This window comes from Gracilimonas mengyeensis (assembly GCF_900182705.1).
GTDB lineage: Bacteria > Bacteroidota > Rhodothermia > Balneolales > Balneolaceae > Gracilimonas > Gracilimonas mengyeensis.
On the sequence record NZ_FXTP01000015.1, the window covers coordinates 93570 to 111325 of the forward strand.

10 protein-coding genes are annotated in these 17756 nt (G+C 46.4%); 6 read left to right on the plus strand and 4 right to left on the minus strand.

Annotation, left to right across the window (positions count from 1 at the left end; all coding sequences use genetic code 11):
• Positions 1-118: 118 nt before the first annotated feature.
• Positions 119-949 carry a ZIP family metal transporter gene (locus FN815_RS15885; RefSeq protein ID WP_142455644.1) on the minus strand — a complete coding sequence of 277 codons (831 nt, stop codon included), beginning with the start codon at positions 947-949 and terminating at the stop codon, positions 119-121.
• Positions 950-1232: 283 nt separating this feature from the next.
• Between FN815_RS15885 and FN815_RS15890 the strand changes: the two genes are divergently transcribed.
• Positions 1233-3680 carry a pectinesterase family protein gene (locus tag FN815_RS15890; protein ID WP_185957333.1) on the plus strand — a complete coding sequence of 816 codons (2448 nt, stop codon included), beginning with the start codon at positions 1233-1235 and terminating at the stop codon, positions 3678-3680.
• A gap of 92 nt (positions 3681-3772) precedes the next feature.
• Entirely contained in the window at positions 3773-4492 is a 720-nt protein-coding gene (locus FN815_RS15895) for a hypothetical protein (protein WP_142455646.1), read from the plus strand.
• A 19-nt stretch (positions 4493-4511) separates the two neighbouring features.
• Here the strand turns inward: FN815_RS15895 and FN815_RS15900 are convergent, their stop codons facing one another.
• Both FN815_RS15900 and FN815_RS15905 read right to left on the minus strand, forming a co-directional pair.
• Positions 4512-5636, minus strand: a complete 1125-nt coding sequence (locus FN815_RS15900; RefSeq protein ID WP_142455647.1) for a YncE family protein — start codon at positions 5634-5636, stop codon at positions 4512-4514.
• A gap of 103 nt (positions 5637-5739) precedes the next feature.
• Positions 5740-7734 carry an LVIVD repeat-containing protein gene (locus FN815_RS15905; protein ID WP_142455648.1) on the minus strand — a complete coding sequence of 665 codons (1995 nt, stop codon included), beginning with the start codon at positions 7732-7734 and terminating at the stop codon, positions 5740-5742.
• Positions 7735-8084: 350 nt separating this feature from the next.
• Here FN815_RS15905 and FN815_RS15910 point away from each other — a divergent pair, with 350 nt between their 5' ends.
• Positions 8085-8816 carry a head GIN domain-containing protein gene (locus FN815_RS15910; protein ID WP_185957334.1) on the plus strand — a complete coding sequence of 244 codons (732 nt, stop codon included), beginning with the start codon at positions 8085-8087 and terminating at the stop codon, positions 8814-8816.
• 184 nt (positions 8817-9000) lie between these two features.
• A complete protein-coding gene (gene gcvP, locus FN815_RS15915; RefSeq protein ID WP_142455650.1) occupies positions 9001-11895 on the plus strand; it encodes an aminomethyl-transferring glycine dehydrogenase in 2895 nt (964 codons plus the stop codon).
• 475 nt (positions 11896-12370) lie between these two features.
• On the opposite strand, the gene murI is transcribed toward gcvP, so the two are convergent.
• The gene (gene murI, locus FN815_RS15920; protein WP_221930337.1) at positions 12371-13177 is read right to left on the minus strand and encodes a glutamate racemase; all 807 of its coding nucleotides are present in this window, start codon (positions 13175-13177) and stop codon (positions 12371-12373) included.
• A gap of 196 nt (positions 13178-13373) precedes the next feature.
• On the opposite strand from murI, the gene FN815_RS15925 reads away from it, so the two are divergent.
• Both FN815_RS15925 and FN815_RS15930 read left to right on the plus strand, forming a co-directional pair.
• Positions 13374-15479, plus strand: coding sequence for an APC family permease (locus FN815_RS15925; protein WP_142455651.1), 2106 nt, complete (start codon positions 13374-13376; stop codon positions 15477-15479).
• 18 nt (positions 15480-15497) lie between these two features.
• Positions 15498-17603, plus strand: a complete 2106-nt coding sequence (locus tag FN815_RS15930) for a TonB-dependent receptor family protein (RefSeq protein WP_142455652.1) — start codon at positions 15498-15500, stop codon at positions 17601-17603.
• The last annotated feature ends 153 nt before the right edge of the window (positions 17604-17756 follow it).

The following is a 17756-nucleotide window of genomic DNA, read 5'->3' on the forward strand; positions in this document are numbered from 1 at the left end:
AAAAACCTGGAAATGAGATAAGATCAAACTGGGAGCCTGTGAGGCATATTTACGAATAACCTTCAGGCCAATTAATGGATTTAAGATTGCACTTCTGACGGCACAATCTTCCTTAAAATTACCCAAGCGCTACATCCAGTACCATCATCACGCAAAAACCAACCATTGCTCCAACGGTAGCCAAGTCGGTATTACCGTGCATCTGGCTTTCGGGGATTAATTCCTCAATCACCACATAGATCATAGCGCCAGCCGCAAAGGCCAGGGCATAAGGCAGCATGGGCTGCACAAAAATGACTGCTGCAGCCCCAATTACCGCTGAAATAGGCTCAACGATACCTGATAACTGTCCATAGTTGAAACTTTTCCAAACGCTAACGCCATCGCGCCGCAAAGGCATGGAGATGGCCACTCCTTCCGGGAAGTTTTGAATCCCAATACCCAATGCAAGTACAATAGCAGCTGCTACGGTAGCGCCCCCGGCTACATCAAGTCCCAGGCTGGCTGCCCCAAAAAGAACGCCTATGGCAAGTCCTTCCGGAATGTTATGCAAGGTAATGGCCAGTACCAGTAAAGTGGTTCGTTTCCATTTGGTTTCAACCCCTTCGGCGGCATCACGAGGTAAGCCAATATGTAGGTGAGGCAAATAGTAATCACAAATACGGAGAAACAATCCGCCCAGTAAAAAACCGATTACTGCAGGTAACCAGGGTATGATGCCTTGCGCTTCGGCCATATCAATAGATGGAATGATCAGGGACCACACGCTGGCTGCGATCATAACTCCGGCTGCAAAACCCATCATACCGTCCAGTAGTTTATTGCTTACGGTGCGTGTAAAGAAAACCAAGGCAGCCCCAAGGGATGTCACGCCCCATGTGAAAAGTCCACCGATCAAAGCTTGAATAACAGGATTGAGTTCAAAAAACCAGGCAGGTATTAAGTCCATTTTGTTGAATCCGTTGTGAAAAAATGTTTGTTAAACTTAAAAAAAATTTAGCTATGTCTAAAAATTTATTTTCTGTAACTGTGTGTCTCAATATGACACTTTAAATTCAAGACTGGTGTGCAATAAAACCCGTTTTTATAAAAAAATTATGAACCGATTATGTTTATTCCTGATATTTTATGATAATTAAGTTACCGATTAAGTAAATCGGAAATAGAGTTATTAAAATGAATAAATAGATTGAATGACCATGCGGATTAGAGTTATAGCTGGAATACTTGCGATGATGTTTTTAACAGTCTTGGATGTGATGGGGCAAGATCCAGCTGCGGTACACTGGCCATTAACTGATCCGTCATTAGGGGGTACTGAATTTTCTGCGGTGATTGAGGGCCCGTTGGAGGCAAATGAAATGCAGTTGAATAATATGGAAGTTAATCAATATTCGGGGCCCAATAACAGCCTGCGTATTCGAATAGAAGGCAATAGCTGGCCGGCTAATCAAACCACAGAAATTGACGATGTGTACCTGGAGTTTTCTGTTAGTCCGAGGGCAGGAGCCACCTTTTTTGTGGACACTCTTTCGCTGGATATTGCCGGAGTCAGTATTGACGGGATGAAAGCCAGTATCTATTATTCTACAGATGCAAGTTTTGCAGATCGTACTCCAGTGGAATATACTACCGAAGATGAATCTGGTAATAACTACCTGCCCCGTGACAGCCTGCAAACCATTACGGCTTTCCCGGATTTAGAGCTTTCAGAAGATCAGTCTTTGTTTTTAAGGATTTACCCGTGGGTTGATAATGATCCCAATGAACGCACAGGCAAGTACATTGCCCTGCAAAATGTGATGCTGGCAGGTACTACAGTAGGTGGCATGGCAACACTGCCCGAAGTTGCAACCTACAATCCTGGAAATGTTTCAACCGATTATGCCTTTGCGGGAGGGAATGTTTCATCGGATGGGGGGGCACAAGTAACGGCCAGGGGAGTGGTTTGGAATACAGCGGGAGAACCAGTTATCTCTGACTTTAAAACAGAAGACGGCACCGGTTCGGGCTCTTTTGAAAGCCAGATGACCGGACTGGAGAATGGAACTATCTACTATTACCGGGCTTATGCCACCAACGAAGCTGGTACGGCTTATGGGCGCGAAGTTAGCTTTACAACGCTTGATGAGAAAACCGTTCCTGAAGTTGAAACCGGAGATATTACCGAAGTGATGGTAGAAACAGCCTTGGGAAGGGGTGAGGTAACTGCCTGGGGCGGATCAGAAGTTACCGCCCGTGGTTTGGTATGGAGTACTGAGGGTGAACCAACCATAGAAGATTTTAAATCCGAAGCAGGCAGCGGTTTAGGGGAGTTTGTAAGCACCATGTATCCGCTTGAGGCTGAGAGCCGCTATTATGTACGGGCCTATGCAACCAATGAAACTGGTACCGGTTATGGACCGTTGCGCATGTTTCTCACCCAGGAACCGGCTCCGGATATAACCAAAGTGGTAGCAAAAGATGGCAGCGGAGATTATACAAAAGTACAGGACGCTTTTGATGAGATACCGGATAACTACACCGGTCAATATACGATCTTTGTTAAAAAGGGAGAGTATTACGAGAAGCTGGTGCTGGAGGAGAATAAAGTGAATGTGAAGCTGATAGGCGAGCATCGCGATAGTACCGTGTTGTGGTATGATGATTATGCGGGTATTGCGGGAGGGACCAGCCAGTCGTACAGTGTGGCTATTAATGCCAATGATTTTGTGGCTGAAAACATCACTTTCCAAAATGTGATTGAGAATGACAAGTCAGTTAGTGGACAACAGGCTGTGGCATTAGTAACCAATGGCGACCGACAGGCTTATTACAATGTAAACATCCTGGGTTTTCAGGATACCTTTTATGCCAGGGGATCAAATGGGACAGGAAGAATTTATATCAAGAATAGTTTAGTGGAAGGTTCGGTAGATTTCATTTTTGGGAGAAATATTGTGGTGTTCGATAGCACTGAAATCAGGATCAATCGTGATGGCGGAACCCTGACGGCTGCGGCGACGGATCCGGAATCCAAGTATGGTTTTGTGTTTTTGGATAGCAGGATAACCGCCGATTCCATTGGTTTCGATGGCGATCCGATAGAAGAATTCTACTTGGGACGGCCCTGGCAGGGAGCTCCCAGAACGGTGTTTATTAATACCTGGTACCATGAAGTTCTGGCCCCACAGGGATGGCTGGCGTGGAATGTGCAACCGGCTTTATATGGCGAGTACAATTGCTCTGGCCCCGGTTGTGTACATCCGGATCAACGGGCAGGATTTTCAACCCAACTAAGCAGCGAAGAGGCCGAAACGTACACACTAGAAAATATATTCTCTAAAGAAAGTAACCCAAATTTTGGCCGCGATTGGATGCCCAGTCCTGAACTCACCCCGGTAAGTATTAATGAAGCATCAAATATAAATACTCCCCATAAATATGAATTGCAGCAGAACTATCCGAACCCATTCAATCCGGCAACAAAGATTGGTTTTACATTGCCATCAGCTACGCATATATCCCTAATTGTATATGATTTGCTGGGGCGAAAGGTGGCTACTTTATTGGATGAAAAAAAGCAAGCCGGTCACTTTACCGTGCAGTTTGATGCAGGTCCGTTATCAAGCGGAATCTATCTGTACCAGATGAAAACCGATAACTTTACCAGAGTGAATAAAATGACGTTAATAAAATAATAGGGGCCAATGGGATAGAAAGATTAAAAAATCCCAAACGAGATTGTCATTCTTTTTTCGCTAATTTGGAGGGAATCTAAATAAACCGAGTTATGGAAGGCAAAGGTACCCCATTTTCATCCCCTATTGGCGAGGGGCTTGTTCGAATTCTTATTAAAATACACGGTATCGAGTGCGAAGTTGAAAATGATGCCCCTGAATTTGTAGATCCTTTTGAGGATGAACCCAATTTAACACTTTGTCCTGATGTAGATGTTTCAGGAATAACCAATGCTTTTAAAAAAAGCTATAAGCTCCGGTTGAATAAAAAGGAGAGCAATGAGGAATCTATTGTTTGGGAGCTAAGTGACAAAGGAGTTTGGTTCGATATCAAAATGGATCAGGTAAAAGATATTTGGTTGGCAGATTATCATTTTCAGATAGAAAGTTCTAAACCACGATACCTGGCGTATTATATCAGTAATCTTGAGCACCGTATTGAATGGCTTCAAGTTCATGAGAAAAGCGGTGAAATTCGTTCATTGAGTGAATTTAACAAGAAGTTTAGCCCCGCACCTATTGCAGAAAAGGACACTTATACGGGATCGGATATTTTAAAATGTTGCGAGATGCTGGCCCGTGCTGCTAAAAGAATTGACCTGCGGACTAAAAGTGCGATGGTGAAATTTAACACAGAAAAAGGGCGATTATATTCTCTTCTAAAAGGGATGGCGGAGAAAATGGGCTATGATATTAATCCCCTGGATAAAGAAACCGTATTAAAAAAGGAACAGAAAGGGGAGATGGTAAGTCACCTAATCACCCTGAAATAAATATTAAAACTACTTCTTTTTAATCAAGATTCTCCTGTTTCCAAAAAATGATGCCTCCGGCCTGCTTGCCGGTTTCTACCACATCCACACGTTCCAGTTTTTCCAGGTTGATGATATCTACAGAGCCTGGTTCGCCACCAATGCCTTCCACTGAGATAAAAGCGTATTTGTTATCGGCAGAAATGGCTACACCGTGGCTCACCTTACGGCTGTTTTTAATTTTCGCCAGTTCTTTACCGCTTTCTAAATCCCAGACACCTGTTGCCCCTTCGCCTTTATATGTTACCACCAGCAATTTGCCGTCATGGCTTACTTCCAGGTTATAGGGGGCTTTGCCGGTATCCCAGCGGTTGGTGATTTCCCATTTTTTGGTATCTATTACTATGATTTCATCTGAACCATTGCCTGCTACATATACCAGTGGTTTGGTTGGATGAGGATCGGCCCAGGTGGGTTTTTCTACAGGTTTGGGGTGATGTACTTCAGAGCGCTTCATTCCGGAATGATCCATATTTGAACTGGCATGCATGCTTTGCGAGCCGTTCTCAGAAAGTTTAAGCCGGCGCTGAACTTCCAGTGTTTTAGTATTGATTTCCATCAGCTCGTCCGTCATCATAGAAACGTGATATTGCCGGGTTCCTTCATCATTTACTCGGGAGCCATGGGGCATAATACCGGTTTCGATATCGGCCAGGCGCATCATAGATTCCGGGTCAATAACCGAAACGGTACTGGGCTCCATATCTCCGTGCAAGTTAAAATTCACCACATACAAGAGCCCCGTGGAAGCGGAAATGTCCATAGTGGCCGGAAACATACCGAGCTCCACTTCTTCCACGAATTCATTAGTGCCGGTTTCGTATTTCCAGAGCTTACCATAGGGCTGTCCGTGGGCGATACTTACAAACCAGTGCTTGCCATCGGGAGAAACAGTAAGCCCATGGGGACCTTCATTTTCCTGTGGCCAGGTGCCTACTTCAATGGTTTCTGCAATATTGCCTTTTCCGGTTTCACCGTCAAAATGTATTAGCGAAACCTCATCATCCGATTCTGCGGCTACATACACGTAATAGTCTTGGGCAACCAAGGCTTGGTTGCAAAGAAACATCAACCCGTAAAACAAAAGGAATTTTAAGTATCTCATGATGATCTGATATTTATTGCTGTAAAGGCACGAGCTTACCAAAGTTCGCATTGTGTGCATATGTTGCTTCGGTTCGTCGTGCCTTAAGGTCTATTGGTTTTCTTTAGTTGGATGCCTGCTGAGGATTTTCTTTCAACTTCAAAGCCCAGATACCGGAGTTCCAGTCAGACACAAAAATGTGGCCTTTATAAGGCTGTGGACCCCAGGTAAAAGGTGCGTTAGGAACGATGGCATCCGGATGATTGGGAGCGAAACGTGCAATTTCGCGTCCCTGGTCGTACAGGTTGCCCATTAGTTCACCGGAGATATCCACGATGCGCAGCCCGGCATTGTAGTAGGCTATATACAAAGTGTCTCCAACTACCCAAAAGTTGTGGGTGCCGGCTTCGGGAACCTGGTAGCGTGCTACTTCTTCGGGGTTGTCCCAGCCATCAAATTTCACAAAGTGAATCCAGCCGGCAGCGCCTACAGGATTGTCGCGTGAAGGCAGTCCGTATGGAAAGGCTTCATCTCCGGCAATTACATAGAAGTCACCAGTAGATTCGCTTTTGAATGGGAAAGCGGCATGATTCCAGCCACTTGGGTAAGTGTAGCTTCCCAGCTTCACCGGGTTGGCGGGAGAACCACCAGCATCGGCCAACTCACTGTTTTGGCTGCCGATATCCACGGCCACCACGCCATCGCTCCAGTTGCTTGAGTAAGCGATCCCATCTTCAATCCACACATCATGAATAGCATGGCCGGGGGTATCCAGTTCAAAACGACCAACGGTTTCCGGGTTAGCCGGGTCTTCAATATTGATGATATCGTAGCGTCGGCCATTATTCACGGCATAAACGTGCCCTTCGTAAATAAAAGCATTGTGTACACCACCGGTTAGTCCCTCGGTGTATTCAGAAATAACCGAAACATTGTGAGGATCAGAAACATCCAGAATCACGATGCCGTTTTTGCGATTGGATGCTCCTTCGCGGGTAAGAATGCCCACTTTGCCATCTTCAGAAATCTTTACGTCGTTTACGGTTCGGGCATCAACACGCACGGTATCGATGGTATGCATGTTGGCCGGATCGGTTACATCCCAGAAATAGGCGTCGCCGTTGGCGCCCCAGGTGCCGGTGATGGCATAATCGCGTCCGTCCACTCCTTCCCAAACCCAAAGGTCGGAGGTGTGTACGTCCAGCACTTCACCATGGCCGACCACTTCCAGGTCTTTGGCTACGTCACGTTGGTTTACGCGAATCACCTGTTGCCCGACCGCACTGCCGGATTTTGCAATCAGCGTATACACGCCGGGCAGGTTGGCTACAAATTTTCCTTTTTGTGATACTTGTGCTTCAGCAGCTTGGCCCAGGTTGTCATCGGGTTGAGCTACATACGAATAGGTGATGGGTACATTTACTGAGCTACCTCCACTGCTTTTGGCAACTGCTTCAAAATGAACCACGTCACCGGTAAGGATAGTGGTTTCGGTATTACCGATTTCAATGGCCGTAGCAGGATTTTTCTTAACATTCACGTTCCAGGTAGTGCTTTTGCCCTCCGAAGTGGCTGTAATAGTGGCCGAGCCTTCTTTTAGGGCAATGAGTTTGCCATGACTTACGCTGGCAACATCAGAATTACTGCTGGATATGGATAATTCCGGGTTTTCGCGGATCAGGTCCATTTCATCGATTACATCCACGCTCAGGTTTACAGTGGTACCGGTGTATACATTCGCCGGTTTGTTGATGAATTTTACAGCGGCAATGGGTGGGTAAGGTACCTCCACGTCAAAACGTTTTACCACCCGTTGGTCGCGCGGGCCCGATCGCAGGGCAATTACATTATATGTTCCGGGCTTATTGGCTTTCAGGTATCCGGTGCGGCTAACTTCCAAGTCGCCGCCATTGCGGGAGTAAAAAAGTATGGTATCTGGCAGTGCCTCTCCCTCAGCGCTCATCAGGGTGGCTTTAAGCTGTAATTCCGAACCCACTTGCAGGCTTACCGGATCGGGTTCAATTTCAATCTTCATGGAGTCGGTAGATTCCGACTGGGCAAAAACACCGGCTGTTCCCCATAGTAATAGAACAGCCGCGAGGGCTAATAACTTTTTCATAGGTGGTTAAATTAATTCGTAGAGGTTTCTATTTGTACCTGATTACCAATAAACCAAAAAAAGGTGAAAAAGGGTATTCCCGCAATAAGAAAGGGAAGCTGTTAAAGGGATATTTTGCGTCATTTTACGATTTTAATATGTGATCTGCAGTGGGAGATAATGCTCAGAATTGGGGCAGAGGTTGCACAGACGCTAAACATGGCAGGGGTGCCAAAGAAGGTTATATAAAATGCATCTAAAGGAGATATGGTGTAATGTGAGAGTAGTAAAGATGGATTAAGAGAGATTTTTAAGCTTTTCCTCTTTCTTCAAAAAATGACGGGTATCTTTTAATTCTAATGCTTACCAATATGAAAAAGCTAGCCTCTTATACCCTGTTGGGTTTGGTAATTGTAGCTCTTGTAGCATGTGAGGAAACCACAAATAGCGGGAATGGTGATTGTATTCGTGGTTCCGGCGATATCGTAACGAGGGACTACTCCATCTCAGATTTTAGCAAGGTCAGTGTTTTTGCAGTTACTGATGTAACGATTACAAAGGATGAAAGCACGGCATTACGGATTAAAGGACAAAGAAGCGTGATGGATGTGCTAAATGTAGAAGTGTTTGGACCTGAGCTCAGCATAGGTCATGATAATTGCTTCGAAGATATTGAGCCTCTGAAAATTGAAGCTTCTACAGCAACCCTTAGCCGGGTGCAACATTTCGGGGTAGGGCGCATCAAGGGCAATGGGATTTTTAACGGAGATGATTTCGAAGCGGTGGTATCGGGAGTCGCAGATATGGATTTCGACCTGAATGTGGAGCATACATCTTGTGTCATCGGCGGAACGGGAAATATTACGATTCGCGGCAGGGCAGAGCATCAGGATTACGTTATTAACGGGGCCGGAGATATCAATGGCTATAACCTTGAGGGGCAGGACGCCAGGGTGCTGATTAATGGGGCAGGTAATTGCAGAGTAAATGTTGAAGAGGAACTGGAAGTGCTGATCAACGGTACAGGGCATGTGTATTATCGGCAAAACCCGACACTGAGTCTAAGCGTAAACGGAGTTGGATCTGCGGTCGCCGTTGAATAAATACAGTATAATCAGAGGAATAAAAAATTGTGAAAAAGGGTATTAAATGATGATTGGGAAATGCCCATTTTCGGGCATTTTTCCTTATTTTAGCGCATCCGGTTTTTAGGATGTTTGCCGGGGAATGTCAAGCCTCCCCGCACTGTTATGCCAACAATAAATAACCCCTCATTTATCCACTTTAATGCCCATTAATTTCGATAAAGAAGTATTTGCCCGCCGCCACAACGGACCCAATCCCCAAACTACCCAAGAGATGCTTGATGCCGTACAGGCTGGTTCCCTGGATCAGCTAATGGATGAAACCATTCCGGAAGGTATCCGCCTGAAAACGCCATTGAACCTGCCCGAGGCCTTAAGTGAGCAGGATTTTCTGGAGGCGATTAAAATGCTGGCATCTAAAAACAAAATCAATAAATCATATATCGGCATGGGCTATTATGATACGCTGATGCCCAATGTGATTAAACGGAATATCCTGGAAAATCCGGGCTGGTACACCGCTTATACCCCTTACCAGGCTGAAATTGCCCAAGGACGTTTGGAAGCCCTGATCAATTTTCAAACCGTGGTTACTGATTTAACCGGCATGGAAATTGCCAATGCTTCTTTGCTGGATGAAGGAACTGCCGCCGCCGAAGCCATGAGCATGCTGCATTCTCAGCGAAAAGGAAAAAAGCGTAAGCAGGCCGAGGTGTTTTTTGTTTCGAAAAACTGCCATCCCCAAACCATTGAAGTGCTGCAAACCCGCGCCGAACCGATGGGGATTGAAGTGAAAGTAGGGGATCATTCCGATCTGGATGTGACCGATGCCGAGTTGTTTGGTATCCTGTTACAATATCCCGGAACGGATGGAAGTGTAGAAGATTTTTCGAGTTTAATTGATGCGGCCCACGAAAACGATGTGTACGCTGTAGTAGCGGCCGATCTGTTGAGTTTAACCCTGCTGAAAGCTCCCGGTGAAATGGGTGCGGATGTAGTGGTCGGTTCCAGCCAGCGCTTTGGTGTGCCGATGGGGTATGGCGGACCGCATGCGGCTTATTTTGCAACCAAGGAGAAATTTCAGCGCAAGATTCCCGGACGCATTATTGGGGTAACCCAGGATGCAGAAGGAAAGCCCGCTTACCGAATGGCGCTTCAAACCAGAGAACAGCACATTCGGCGTGAGAAGGCTACCTCCAACATTTGTACGGCACAGGTACTGCTTGCAGTAATTGCCGGCATGTACGCCGTTTATCACGGTCCTGAGGGCTTGAAGAAAATTGCTTCGAAAGTGCACGGACTTACCAAACTGGCTAAGACCGGATTGGAGAAGCTGGGAGTAAAAGTAGAAACTGAGACCTATTTTGATACCATCACGGTACAAGCCAATGCTGCTAAAGTAAAAGCAGTCGCCGAGAAACATGGCACGAATTTCCGTTATGTGGATGAGCAGCATGTGGGCATTTCTTTTGATGAGGCCAAAAACCTGGAAGATGTGGGGCAGGTGCTGAACATCTTTGCCGAAGCGCTGGATTTGAATAACGATTTTGATGTAGAGAGATCTGCAGCTTCTGTTGAGGTAGAAATGCCCGAAGCTCTGGAACGTAAAACCGAGTTTCTGGAGCACCCGGTATTTCACCTCTATCATTCCGAGCATGAGATGCTGCGCTACATGAAACGCCTGGAGAGTAAAGATCTCTCGCTGGTGCACTCCATGATTTCGTTGGGCTCCTGCACCATGAAGCTCAATGCCACAGCCGAAATGATTCCGTTGACCTGGCCAGAGTTCGGACAAATCCATCCTTTTGCTCCCCGTGAACAGGCTGAAGGATATACGCAGCTTTTTGATGAACTGAACGAATGGCTTTCGGAAATCACCGGTTTTGATGCCGTTTCCATGCAGCCTAATTCCGGCGCCCAGGGTGAATATGCCGGGTTGATGACCATACGGGCTTACCACAAAAGCCGGGGTGAAGGGCACCGAAATGTGGCCTTGATTCCTGCTTCGGCTCACGGAACCAATCCCGCCAGTGCCGTAATGGCGGGGATGGATGTTGTGGTTGTAGATACCGATAAACACGGAAATATCTCCAGTGATGACCTGGAGGCCAAAGCCGAGAAATACAGCGATCGTCTGGCTGCCCTGATGATTACTTATCCATCAACCCACGGAGTGTTTGAGCACCGTGTGAAGGATTTCTGTGAAATCATTCATAAGCACGGCGGACAGGTGTATATGGATGGCGCCAACATGAATGCGCAGGTTGGACTTACGAGTCCCGGTGAGATCGGAGCCGATGTTTGTCACCTGAATCTTCATAAAACCTTTTGTATTCCCCACGGCGGGGGCGGACCGGGTATGGGCCCCATTGGTGTTGCCAAACACCTGACGCCTTTCCTCCCATCCCATTCCGTAGTAAAAACGGGTGGTGAAAAAGGCGTGGATGCTATCTCTGCAGCTCCCTGGGGTAGTGCCAGTATCCTTACTATTTCTTATGCCTACATCCGGCTGATGGGCGCTAACGGACTGACCGATGCTACCAAATATGCCATCCTCAATGCCAATTACCTTAAAGACCAGCTCAAAGATCATTACGAAATTCTTTATACCGGCAAAACCGGTCGCTCTGCCCACGAGTTTATTGTGGATTTACGTCCGTTTAAGAAATCTGCCGGTGTTGAGTCGGTAGATGTAGCCAAGCGTCTGATGGATTATGGTTTCCATGCGCCAACAATGAGCTTCCCGGTCCCGGGTACCTTAATGATTGAGCCTACCGAAAGTGAATCAAAGGAAGAACTGGATCGATTTGTGGAAGCCATGGTTTCCATCCGCAAGGAAATACAGGAAATCGAAGACGGCGTGGCTGATAAAGAAGACAATGTGCTGAAACATGCCCCGCATACCCAACGCGTGATTGCCGCTGATGAATGGACGCGCAGCTACTCTCGTGAAAAAGGAGCCTTCCCAATCGAAGAACTCAAGTTCGATAAATTCTGGCCTGCCGTTTCCCGGGTTGATGATGCCTACGGTGACAGAAATCTCGTCTGCTCTTGTATCCCAATGGATGCGTATGAGGAAGGGATTGAAGCGGTGTAGAATATCGAACAAGGAAAATTCAACATTGAATGTTGAATGTATCACTTCGTCTGACGGCTCCAAGTCCGTCTAACGAATGGTGGTATTAGGTAAGATGCTTAATATTCGACTCGCTCCGATCGCTCTGCGTCGGAGTGGTGTTTGTTTTTGAGCTCTTTGATTCATTGCTGCCCGTATTCAGGACCCCTTTCTCTCTTTCAGTGATGGTTACCGGCATTCGCAACCCCTCTTTGTTTCTCCCCTAACTTTAGGGGAGAAGACGCTTTAGGAAAATGATGAGTTTAGGCTGACTAAGTGGTACTACTGGTACGAATATTATAATAGATCATTCCTGCGGAGGCAGGAATCTAAATATTGATTAGGAATAGAAACTATACTACCTCAACAGCATCAAATAAAAGAAGAAAATTACTTAACGTTTGAACGTTGATGTTAGGACGATGAGTTGTTTCATCCTGCAGAAGGAAAAGCAAAATCAATCCAAACTCACTACATCTACACTCTTCAAATCCCGGCCCAAAAAGCGTTCGGCCAGTTCGTGGAATCGTTGAGGGCGGTCGCTTACAAAGCAATGAAAATCACCGCCGTCCTTATTTAGAAGATTAAGTTCTTGCAGTTTGGTTTTGGCAGAGGCAGCGATAGATTCGGCCGAGTCGATAATTTCCACGCCTTCTCCATTCATCACTTTGGGGATCACTTCTTTAAAAAGGGGATAGTGGGTACAGCCTAAAATCAGGGATTGGATGCCGCTGCCTTTAAAAACATCAAGGTAATGATGCAGCGTTTGTACAGCTACATCGTTGTCTATCCAGCCTTCTTCGGCCAAAGGTACCAACAGGGGGCACGCTTGCTGGCTTACCTCAATGGACCCATCGTGAGATTGGATAGCTTTCACATAAGCCTGGGAGTTTACCGTACCCAGCGTTCCTATCACCCCAACATGTTGGTGATTGGGTAAGGACACTGCTTTTTGAGTGCCGGAGGTAATTACATCCAAAACCGGTACCTCGCCGGCTGCTTCAATAATCTCTTTTTTAGCGGAGGCGGAAACGGTATTGCAGGCAATGAGAATCATCTTAACCCCACGCTTCAGTAAAAAGCGTGTGATCTCCAGCGCATAAGCCCTGACCGTTTCTTCGGATTTGATCCCGTAGGGGACCCGGGCGGTATCTCCAAAATAAATGATGTCTTCGTTGGGTAAAGCTTCAATAACGGCCTTGGCTACGGTGAGCCCGCCAATGCCGGAGTCAAAAATGCCGATGGGTTGTGATTTTGTAATCAAATAAAGACGATTTATTTCCTGTGAGGAAGGAAGGTAATAGTATTGTCTTGGATTTAACAGAGCGAGCTTATGGAAGTTCCGCTCTTATGTGAATGATATATCGAAAAATATTTTTAAGTAAGTGCTAAGCTGCTATTACAATAGACTTGAAGAAACTAATATTGGAATTCGAGAAGTCATCAAAGATTACTTTTAGATGAGCCAGCAGTCACAACAGAGCCAGAAAGGGGAACTTGAACGCACATTGGGGTTAGGGCCGGCAATGGCCATAGGCATTGGGACTATGGTAGGAGCAGGTATTTTCGTATTTCCAGGCATTGCCGGTGGAGATGCAGGGCCCGCTGCCATGATATCCTTTCTGCTCGCCGGCACCATAGCCATGTTGGTTGCTTTATGTACTACAGAGTTGGCAACAGCGATGCCTCAAAGCGGGGGCGGTTACTATTTTGCTTCTCGTACTTTCGGGCCATTTGCGGGTACTCTTATTGGTATCGGGCAATGTGTGGGCTTAGTATTTGCCAGTTCTTTTTATTTGATGGGATTTGGTGAATATGCCGGAGATTTGATGAACCGCCTGGGATTCTCGCTGGGAGACCCGGTAGTCCTCATTGCATTAGGCACTGCATTATTTCTCACGGTGGTAAACCTGATAGGTACGGAAGGGGCCGGTAAGTTACAGAACGGGGTGGTAATTGTGTTGACGGGTATTTTAACTGTTTTATTTGGGTATGGGGCCCTGGAAGCGTTGGGTGTTATCGGTTCTGCAAATATGCCCGAGCCATTTGCGCCAAAAGGATATTTCCCGATTCTGACGACCACTGCACTCATTTTTACCTCTTATTTGGGATTTGTGCAAATAGCCACGGTAGCCGGTGAGATCAAAGAGCCTCAAAAGAACCTTCCCAAAGCGCTTATTGGGAGTGTTGCCATCGTTACAATCCTCTACATCTTAACTTTGTTTGTGAGCACCAGTTTGTTTGACGCAGAGAAATTATCATCGTTTGGAGAGACCGCCACGGTAGAAGTGGCTCAAGCCATCATTGGCAATGTGGGAGGTATTGTAGTGATGGGAGCCGGCTTGCTGGCTACCTTGTCTTCCGCCAATGCTTCCATTCTGAGTTCTTCGCGTGCTATCTATGCTCTCAGTGCCGACAGTTTGGTTCCTTCCGGTATCAGTAAAGTTAATGCAAGCTTCGGTACTCCGCATCGCGCTCTTTTCATCGTGGGACTTTCTATTGCAACGCTTACTTTATTTGGGCATATCGAGGTTTTAGCGGAGGTGGCTTCTCTGTTGCATTTAGTATTATATGGCACTATTTGCCTGGCTTTGATATCCCTGCGCAAGAAAAATCCTGTCTGGTATGCGCCAACATTTCGCATAAGTGGGGCGCCACTTTTACCTTTCATGTGTGCTTTGTCCTGTTTTGGGTTGATAGCATTTATGCAACCTATCTCTATCATCATTGGGGCTGCAGTGCTGGCTGTTTCAGCGCTTTGGTATCTTTTGTATGCCCGGGGCTCTTCACTGGAACGCCCAAAACCGCCTCATATTCAGCCGGAACTTCGTAAACCCAAAATCCTGATTCCGGTTGAGCTGCCTGATCCTTCTTCCATTCCCGAAGCTCTGCTGAAACCTTTCAAAGATCTGGAGATAATCTTGTTGGGTTATAAAAAAGTAACCGAACAAACCAGTCCCGAGCAATCCCGTGAAGAACTGGACGAAGAAGTGAAGGAAGATCTGAAAACCATAGAGGAAGGCATTCGCAAAAGAGGGTATCAGATTGTAGAGAAAACGGTATTCACTCCGGATTTGGCGCAAAGCATTGACCGTTATATAGCTGAAAAAAGTTGTAATGCCGTGCTGACCGTGAAACCCATTCAGGAAATAAAGCGTTTGTTGGTACCTCTGTATTCACAAGATCAATTAAATAAACGGCTATCAACAATTTTATACGATCTGTCCAGGACCAGTAAATTGCCGGTAACACTTATAAACATGTCAAGCCAGGAGATAGAATCTGAAGAAATAGACTCGGAAAAAGATCTCCAGGAAATGGCAAAACAGCTATTGAAAGAAGCAGGACTTAAAGACGATCAAATTTATTCCAAAAGCGTGCAGGTGACCGATGTGGCGGAGGCTGTTGAACAGATATCCGCGGAAGATGACTTGGTAGTGCTGGGCGAATCCAGTTCTTCTGATCGGAAAAGCTTTTTCGATACACTGCATAACAAAATATCAGCTGCCGTATCTTGCCCGGTATTAGCCATAGTGAAGCCAGAATCATCAAATGAACAGGATTAATTTTAGAATAGACATTACATGAGTTTTAATAATGCGTTGCGCACTTTTTTAACCATCATAATCGTAGCTTTTTTTGCAAATGGCGTCCAGGCTCAAAACGAGGCAGAGTTGGATACCCTTCAGGGAGATTTAGGGGAGATTTTAGTAACCGGCTATGAAGGCAACCGCAGCCTGATGGAGACGCCCGGCGCCATCACCAATATTGAGCCGGAGCGGGTAAGCGGTTTTGATGAAAGTTCATTGGTGTATGGCTTAAATACCGTGCCGGGGGTGCGAATCGAACGCCGGGCCGTGGGGAGTTATCGTGTAGCCATTCGCGGAAGTTCGTTGCGTGCTCCGTATGGAGTTAGAAATGTCAAAATCTATTGGAATGGGATCCCCTTTACCGAACCCTCGGGGAGTACGCCTTTGAACCTGCTGGATGTTATCAATATGCAGGAAGTAGAAGTGATTAAAGGTCCGGCCGGCAGTATTTACGGAGCCGGTACCGGCGGGGCTATTTTGATGGAAAGCCGCCAGTCCTCAGCGAATGAAGTCGGGGCCGGAACCGTGGTAGGTTCCTACGGCCTGCAGCGCTATACAGCCTATGCACAGCAGCAATATGAAAATGGAAGCCTCCGGTTTAACTACTCCAACCAGCACACCAACGGTTATCGCCAGCAGAATTTTCTCTATCGCGAAACAGCTGAGCTTTCCGGTCAGTTTCAGCTGAACGACCGGCAGATCATCAAAACCAGTTTTCTGTATTCCGATATATTTTACGGGATTCCGGGACCGCTGACTGCAGAGCAGGTGGAACAAAATCCAAGGCAGGCGCGGCAGGGCAATCCTTTTGCGCTGGGCAGTGTGGAAGCAAATGCCAGCATCAACCAGGAAATGTTCCTGGCCGGTTTAACGCATGATGTACAGATAACCGAGGGCATCTCCAACCTCACTACGGTTTATGGCAATTTCAGCACTTTCGATCATCCCTTTAACCTGGATTACAAAAAAGACAGCCGCAAGACCGGAGGCGGACGTACCCGTTTTTATTTTGATACGGATATCGGAGAGGTTCGAACCCGGTTTACCCTCGGCGGTGAATATCAGGCGGCAGCAAATGCAGCGCGTAATTTTGAGAATGATACGACCCAGGTGGGCGCTTTAAATTTTGATGATGAAATCAGGATTCAATCGTCGCTGCTGTTTTTTAATACGGAAGTAGATCTGCCCTATAATTTTTACCTGACTGCGGGGCTCAGTTACAACCGCCTGGAATACCGGCTCGACCGGCTGGTTACCAATCTTGAAGGGGACACGGCAGGCGTAGCGCAAAAAAGTTTTGAGCCGGAAATTATACCTCGCGTTGGCTTGGTCAAAAAGTTCTCCCCAGAGCTTTCGCTGCATGGAAGTGTGAGCTACGGATTTTCTCCCCCCACTATCGAAGAATTCCGAACCAATGAAGGCAGTATTGCCCTGAACCTGGAAGCCGAACAGGGTACTAATTATGAAATTGGTGCCCGTGGCGGATTCCAGAATCTGAGACTTAGCTACGATGTAACGGCGTTTTACTTTAAGCTGGATGAAACCATTGTGCAACAGGAGCCCGAAGATCCAACGAGGGATACCTATGTATTTCGCAACACCGGTGCTACCGACCAATACGGGCTGGAGGCGGCTACAAGCTGGCGGATCATTCAAAATCCGGTGGGCTTTTTACAGCAACTGGATTGGGATTTATCCTACACCTACCATGATTTTGAATTCAAAAACTATGTGAAAGAAGGTCAGGATTTTTCCGGAAATGAATTAACGGGAGTGGCACCGCATATTTTTGTAACTAACCTGCGCGGAGAGACAAGTCCGGGCATTTATACGACGGCCAATTACACCTTCACCGATAAAATTCCTTTAAATGATGCCAACACGGTGTATTCGGATGCCTATCACCTGCTGCAAACCAAAATCGGGTACCAAAGAACCATAGCCGAAAATTTTGTGGTGGATCTGTTTGTGGGAATTGATAATGTGCTAAATGTAGATTACAGCCTTGGCAATGACTTGAACGCCTTTGGGGAACGCTATTATCAACCCGCACCGCCAAGAAACTGGTTTGGCGGAGTGAAAATGAATTATGTTTTTTAGTTTTAGGGAGCACTTGAAAGACCGATCGAATTGCTGAATCAGGGGAGTTGACGACTAAAAACGGGGCCAGATCACCCCAAAAAATGAAGAAGCCGACACATTCATTAGGCGATTCGTTTACATTATGTGTATTTTCAGCGCCTCATTAATCAA